The 6,292-nt window shown below is 76.1% G+C and carries 8 protein-coding genes; 6 read left to right on the forward strand and 2 right to left on the reverse strand.

Features of this window, described 5'->3' with window-relative positions; all coding sequences use genetic code 11:
* Together A6V29_RS08365 and A6V29_RS08370 are read left to right on the forward strand one after the other, a co-directional pair.
* Nucleotides 1-582, forward strand: a 582-nt coding sequence (locus A6V29_RS08365; protein ID WP_137159883.1) for a GNAT family N-acetyltransferase, incomplete at its 5' end; no start/stop codon positions are given.
* Between the two features lie 32 nt (nt 583-614).
* Nucleotides 615-2,507, forward strand: a complete 1,893-nt coding sequence (locus tag A6V29_RS08370; RefSeq protein ID WP_137159884.1) for a penicillin-binding transpeptidase domain-containing protein — start codon at nt 615-617, stop codon at nt 2,505-2,507.
* Here A6V29_RS08370 and A6V29_RS08375 read toward each other — a convergent pair.
* On the reverse strand, nt 2,504-2,962 hold the full coding sequence (locus A6V29_RS08375; RefSeq protein WP_137159885.1) for a ferritin-like domain-containing protein: 459 nt from the start codon (nt 2,960-2,962) through the stop codon (nt 2,504-2,506). The two genes, A6V29_RS08370 and A6V29_RS08375, sit on opposite strands and share 4 nt — an antisense overlap.
* Before the next feature lie 12 nt (nt 2,963-2,974).
* The gene (locus A6V29_RS08380) at nt 2,975-3,460 is read right to left on the reverse strand and encodes a hypothetical protein (RefSeq protein WP_137159886.1); all 486 of its coding nucleotides are present in this window, start codon (nt 3,458-3,460) and stop codon (nt 2,975-2,977) included.
* A 269-nt stretch (nt 3,461-3,729) separates the two neighbouring features.
* Here A6V29_RS08380 and rimP point away from each other — a divergent pair, with 269 nt between their 5' ends.
* The 4 genes from rimP to A6V29_RS08400 form a co-directional block, all read left to right on the forward strand.
* Entirely contained in the window at nt 3,730-4,440 is a 711-nt protein-coding gene (gene rimP / locus A6V29_RS08385) for a ribosome maturation factor RimP (protein WP_137159887.1), read from the forward strand.
* Nucleotides 4,437-5,549, forward strand: a complete 1,113-nt coding sequence (gene nusA / locus A6V29_RS08390) for a transcription termination factor NusA (RefSeq protein ID WP_137159888.1) — start codon at nt 4,437-4,439, stop codon at nt 5,547-5,549. Before rimP ends, nusA begins: the two co-directional genes overlap by 4 nt.
* Nucleotides 5,550-5,590: 41 nt before the next feature.
* The gene (locus tag A6V29_RS08395) at nt 5,591-5,830 is read left to right on the forward strand and encodes a YlxR family protein (protein WP_212719151.1); all 240 of its coding nucleotides are present in this window, start codon (nt 5,591-5,593) and stop codon (nt 5,828-5,830) included.
* Between the two features lie 175 nt (nt 5,831-6,005).
* Nucleotides 6,006-6,292: translation initiation factor IF-2 N-terminal domain-containing protein (locus tag A6V29_RS08400; RefSeq protein ID WP_137159890.1), on the forward strand; the 287-nt coding region annotated here is incomplete at its 3' end.

Below are 6,292 nucleotides of genomic sequence, written 5' to 3' on the forward strand. Positions count from 1 at the left end.
CGCGCCGGGCGCCGGTGCAGCACGATCGTCGGGCCGGCCGCGACCGTCGCGCCGCTCTGGGAGCTCCTGGCCCCGTACTGGGGCCCGCCGCGCGACCACCGTCCCCGCCAGCCGCTGCTGGCCATCGACGGCCCGCCCGCCGTCGCCCCCGAGCCGCGGGTGCGCCCGGTCCGCGCCGAGGACCTGGAGACCCTGCTCCCGGCGGCGGTCGCGATGTTCACCGAGGAGGTCGGCGTCAGCCCGCTGCGGCTCGACGGCGGGGTGAGCTACCGGGCGCGGCTGGCCGACCTGGTCCGCACCGGCCGGTCCCTGGCCTGGATCGAGGACGGCCGGGTGCTGTTCAAGGCTGAGATCGGCGCGGTCAGCCGCGCCGCCTGCCAGGTGCAGGGCGTGTGGGTGGCCCCGGAGTGCCGGGGACAGGGGATCGGCGCGGCCGGCACCGCCGCCGTCGTGGAGTACGCCCGTTCGGCCATCGCCCCCCTGGTGAGCCTGTACGTCAACGACTTCAACACCGCCGCGCGCGCCGCCTACCGGCGCGTGGGTTTCCGCGAGGTCGGGCTCTTCGCCAGCGTGCTCTTCTGACGCGGTCCCCGGCGTCTGACAGGGTGACCGCCGTGCGCGTGCGAACCCGTTCCGCCCTGCTCACCACCCTCCTGCTCGCGGTGCCGGTCCTCGGCGCGTGCTCCGGCGGGAACGACGACGAGGTCCGGGACGCCGCCGAGCAGTTCCTCGCGGACTGGGCCGCCGGCGAGCTCGACTCCGCGGCCTCGGCCACCACCGACCCCGCTGCGGCCACGACCCTGCTCGGGCAGACCGCCGAGGACCTCCCCGGGGCCGTGCTGTCCGCCGAGGTGGGCGAGGTCACCGTCGAGGACGGCGGTGCCACCGTCGACTGGACGGCGACCTGGGCGCTGGCCGCGGCGCCCGAGTGGACCTACGACGCGACGCTGCGGTTGGAGGAGGGGGACGACGACTGGCAGGTGGTCGCCGAGCCGACGCTGGTGCACCCCGAACTGGGGGAGGGGCAGCACCTGGAGCTGGACCGCAGCCTGCCCGAGCGCGCTCCGATCACCGACGCCGACGGAAACGCCCTGTTCACGCCCACCGAGGTGGTCAACGTCGGCGTCGACCCGGCCCAGGTCACCGACCTGCCCGCGCTGGCCGCGGCGCTGTCCGCGGCCACCGGCATCGCGGCCGACGAGATCGTCGCCGTCGTCCAGGCCGCGCCCGCCGGCCAGTTCGTCCCGGTGATCACCCTGCGCCGCCCGCAGTTCGAGGAGATCCGGGCTCAGGTGTTCGACCTGCCCGGCGCCGTCTTCCCGACCGGCACGCAGCTGCTGGCGCCCTCGCCCCGGTTCGCCGAGGCGCTGCTGGGCCGGGTGGGCGCCGCGACCGCCGAGCTCCTCGAGGAGACCGCCGAGGACGGCGTGGCCCGCTACGCCGCCGGCGACCGGCTGGGCACCTCCGGCCTGCAGCGCGCCTTCCAGGAGCAGCTGAGCGGCACCGCCGGCTTCACCGTCCGGGTCGTCGCCCTCGACGAGAGCATCGGCGACGAGGGGCGGGAGATCGCCGCGGTCGAGCCGGTGCCCGGTGAACCCGTGCAGACGCCGCTGGTCCCCGCCGTCCAGATCGCCGCGGACGCCGCCGTCGCCACCGAGCCGCGGCCGACCCACCTGGTCGTGGTGCGGCCGGGCACCGGCGAGCTGCTCGCCGTCTCGTCCAACGAGATCGCCGATGCCCGCAGCGCGCTCTCCGGTCGCTTCCCGCCGGGCTCGAGCATGAAGACGATCACCGCCACCGCGCTGCTCTCGACCGGGACGCTCACGCCGGAGACCGCCGTGCCGTGCCCGGGGACCACCGTCGTCGACGGCCGCGAGTTCGAGAACCAGGACCAGTTCGACCTGGGCACCGTGCCGTTCGCCGAGGCCTTCGCGCAGTCCTGCAACACCACGTTCATCCAGCAGGGCATGGCGCTGCCCGACGGTGCGCTGGCCGACGCGGCCGCGGCGTACGGGGTGGGCACGGACTGGCAGCTGCCCGTCGACGTGTTCTCGGGGACCGTGCCGCGGGACAGCACGGGCACGACGAAGGCGGCCGACACCATCGGTCAGGGCGAGGTGCTGATGAGCCCCGCGCAGATGGCCCTCGTGGTCGCCGGCATCGCCAGCGGCACGCCGGCCGCCCCGGTGGAGGTCGTGGGGGCCGAGCCCGCCGGCCCCGCGCCGGCCGGCCCGGCCCCGCAGGTGCTCGAGGCGCTGCGGCCGATGATGCGGCAGGTCGTGCTGTCCGGGACGGCGACCGCCCTGGCCGACCGGGGCGAGGTGTTCGGCAAGACCGGGACCGCCGAGTTCGGCTCCAACACCCCGCCGGACTCGCACGGGTGGTTCGTCGGCTACCGCCTCACCGGCGCGGGGGGCCCGATCGCGTTCGCCGTCCTCGTCGAGGGCGGCCAGTCCAGCAGTGCCGCGATCGCGGTCACCGACGCCTTCCTCGCCTCCCTCGGCTAGAGACCCGGGAGGGCGCGGGTGACCGGAGCCTGGCCGGCGGCGCTGCGCCAGGCGACGGCGCGCACCTCGGCGTCGGTGAGGGCCTGCAGCGCCAGCTCGCGGGTGCCGCGCTCGGCGGCCTGGTCCAGCACCCGCACCCACGCGGTGGTGGCGCCCTCCTCGAGGACGACGGCCAGCGCCGCGGCGTCCACCGCGGACAGCACCGGGAAGGGCAGCGCGTAGGCGCCCTCGGCCGCCGGCACCTCCGCGTCGCGCTCGGTGAGCAGCGCGATCACCTCGTCCCGCACGTCGCGATGGGCGGTCTCCGCCGCGCTCACGATCCCGCGGGCCCCGGACTCGAGCGCGGCGCCGACGACGCCGTACCCCCACACGGCGGTGTGCAGCGCGGCCAGCGCCACCCCGAGGGCCTCGTTCTCGGCGTCGAGCGCCCGTGCGTCGTCGCCGTCGTCAGCCATCGCCCGGTCCCGTCATGCCAGCTGTCCGTCCTGTCCGCGCAACCCCGCGGTGATGGAGCCGAGCAGCGCGGCACGCGCGCCCGACTGTCCGACGCAGGCGGCCGCGTGCGAGGTGGCCGCGGCGGCTACCTGCGCCCGCAGCCACGAGCGGGCCTCGCCCGGAGCCGGGGGAGACCCTGGCGAGGTCGCCGTGGGGCTGGCGCCGGGTGCCGCGGCGCGCAACCGCTCCAGCTGCTCCTGGGCCTGCGCCGCCAGCTCGGCGACCTCGCCGGCCAGCCCGGGGTCCGCCGCGCCGGCCGCCGTGTAGGCCGCGACGAGCGTCTCCTGGACACCCACCTGGGCCAGCAGCTCGTCGGCCTGCCGGCCGGTCACCCGCTCGCGGTCCTCGGGCGGTGCCGAGGTGCAGCCGACCGCGAGCACGGTGAGGCCCGCGGCGGAGGCGGCCAGCAGCGTGCGCCGCGAGAAGCCGCGCGGCGCCGGGGGAGCGAGGGGGGACATCGCCCGTCATCCTCGCAGCCGCGGAGCCCGGCGGTCAGCACGAACGGGCCGGGCGCGTGCGCGTCGCGCCCGCGGGCCCGCGCCGTCCCGCCCGCCCCTCCGGCCCCAGCCGCGTGCCGCCGGGCAGTCCGGTGCCCGGTCCCGCGCCCAGGTGCCGGGCGGTAGCCTGACCTCTTCCCCTCGGGAGTCCGCCCGGCGCTGCCGTGCGGCCGTGCCCGGGGAGCGTGCGCCGCACCGTGCGGTGCCCCAGTTCCGAGGAGGATGAGTCGTTGTCCGCCTCCCGCGGCACAGCCCGCCCCGACCCCGCAGCAGCGCGGCTCGCCGGCTGGATCGAGCCGGTCGTCGGCGGCGCCGGCTACGACCTCGAGGAGCTCGCGGTCACCCCGGCCGGCCGGCGCAGCGTCGTGCGCGTCGTGGTCGACAGGGACGCCGGGGTCACCCTCGACGACATCGCCGACGTGAGCCGGGCGATCTCCGAGGTCCTGGACGCGCACGACGACGGCATGGGACGGACCCCCTACGTGCTCGAGGTGAGCAGCCCGGGCGTCGACCGGCCCCTGAGCGAGCCCCGCCACTGGCGCCGCAACACCGGACGGCTGGTCACGGTGGCGGTGGGCCCGGCGGGGGCGACCGAGCAGGTCACCGGCCGGATCACCGCGGTCGACGACGCGGGTGTCACGCTGGCGGTCGAGGCGCCGGGCAAGCCGGGGGCGAAGAAGCGCCCGCCGGCCCCGCGCGAGGTGCCGTGGGCCCAGCTCGGCAGCGGCCGGGTGCAGGTGGAGTTCGGGCGCGGGCCCGCCGACGACGAGGTTGCGGACGACGAGGTTGCCGACGACGAGGCCGTGGACGACGCGGACGACGATGCCGCGGACCTCGACGATGCCGCGGACCTCGACGATGCCGCGGACCTCGACGATGCCGCGGACCTCGACGACGTCGGGACCGAGGCCGCGCCGGGCGGGCGAGGAGGAGCACAGTGAACATCGACGTCACCGCGCTCAAGGCGGTCGAGCGGGAGAAGGGCATCCCCGCCGACACGGTGATCCAGGCGATCGAGACGGCGCTGGTCACCGCGTACCGGCACGCCGACGGTGCGGCCAAGCACGTGCGGGTGCACGTGGACCGCAAGAGCGGCGAGGTCGCGGTGCTGGCCCAGGAGCTGGGGCCCGACGGCGAGGTCGTCCGCGAGTGGGACGACACCCCCACCGACTTCGGCCGGATCGCCGCCAGCACCGCCAAGCAGGTCATCGTGCAGCGGCTGCGCGACGCCGAGCACGAGCAGACCTTCGGCGAGTACGCCGGCAAGGAGGGCGACATCGTCAGCGGCATCGTGCAGGCGCACGACCGCCGCAACGTCCAGGGCACGGTGCTGGTGGACATCGGCAAGGTCGAGGCCGTGCTGCCGCAGGCCGAGCAGGTGCCGGGCGAGGAGTACCCGCACGGCAGCCGGCTCAAGGCCTACGTCGTCTCGGTCGCCCGCACCTTCCGCGGACCGCAGGTGACGGTGTCGCGCACCCACCCCAACCTGGTCCGCAAGCTGTTCGCGCTGGAGGTGCCCGAGGTGGCCGACGGCAGCGTCGAGATCGTCGCGGTCGCCCGCGAGGCGGGGCACCGGTCGAAGATCGCCGTCCGGAGCAAGGTGGCCGGGCTCAACGCCAAGGGCGCGTGCATCGGCCCGATGGGCCAACGGGTGCGCAACGTCATGAGCGAGCTGCACGGCGAGAAGATCGACATCGTCGACTGGTCCGACGACCCCGCGACGTTCGTCGCCTCCGCGCTGAGCCCCGCCCGCGTCTCCTCCGCCCGGGTCGTCGACGCCCAGGCCAAGGCGGTGCGCGTCGTCGTCCCCGACTACCAGCTCTCGCTCGCCATCGGCAAGGAGGGCCAGAACGCCCGGCTCGCCGCCCGGCTCACCGGTTGCCGCATCGACATCCGCAGCGACGCCCAGCCCGACGACGCCACGCCCTCGCCGGGTGTGGGCCGCCAGCCGCTGCGCTCGGGAGCGCCCGCTCCCTCGGGCGGGGGACGTCCGGGCGCGCAACGCCCCCCTGCCCGGCGCGTGGAACACCCGGGGCCGACGACGCGCTAGAGTGCAGGGTGGCCGAAACGTCGATCCCGGTGCGCACGTGTGTGGGCTGCCGGGCTCGCGCGCCGGTCACCGAACTGCTGCGCGTCGTCGCTCGCTCGGGTGCCCTGGTGCCCGACCCCGGGCGGCGACTCCCCGGAAGGGGAGCATCGGTACATCCCTCCCCGGAGTGCCTGCGCACAGCGGAGCGACGCCGGGCCTTCACCCGGGCGCTGCGTCTCCCCGGAGGCAGCCCGCTGGAGGTCGGTCCGCTCCGGGAGCACGTCCTCGGCACCTCGTCCTGAGGTGCCGGTGCCCGGGGATCGGACAACAGCAGGAATCAGTCGGGTCGGCACCAGGCCGGTCCGCACGTCGACAGGACACCGTCGGATGACTCAGCCGTGAAGTTCTCACGATGACCATGCGCCACTAACGACGAGGTCGAGCGGGCAAGCCGCCGGCCTCACCAAGAGGAGACCCGTGCCAGGCAAAGCCCGCGTACACGAACTCGCCAAGGAGTTCGGTGTCGACAGCAAGACCGTGCTCGCCACGCTCAAGGAGCAGGGCGAGTTCGTGAAGTCCGCGTCCTCCACCGTCGAGGCCCCCGTGGCCCGACGCGTCCGGGAGGCGCTCGGCGCCAGCACCGGCAAGACCGCCGAGGCGGCCGCCAAGCCGGCGCCGGCCGCACCCGCGGCGCCCGCCGCCCCCGCGGCCCCGCCTGCAGCGGCCCCCCGCTGCGTCCGCTCCGGCCGCTCCCGCTGCTCCGG

Source organism: Blastococcus sp. CCUG 61487 (assembly GCF_005222955.1).
Lineage (GTDB): Bacteria > Actinomycetota > Actinomycetes > Mycobacteriales > Geodermatophilaceae > Blastococcus.

Bases quoted from the DNA above. Each gene is read 5' to 3' on its own strand.
- A6V29_RS08375 (WP_137159885.1), bottom strand. From the start codon at position 2,962: ATGGCTGACGACGGCGACGACGCACGGGCGCTCGACGCCGAGAACGAG.
- A6V29_RS08380 (WP_137159886.1), bottom strand. From the start codon at position 3,460: ATGTCCCCCCTCGCTCCCCCGGCGCCGCGCGGCTTCTCGCGGCGCACG.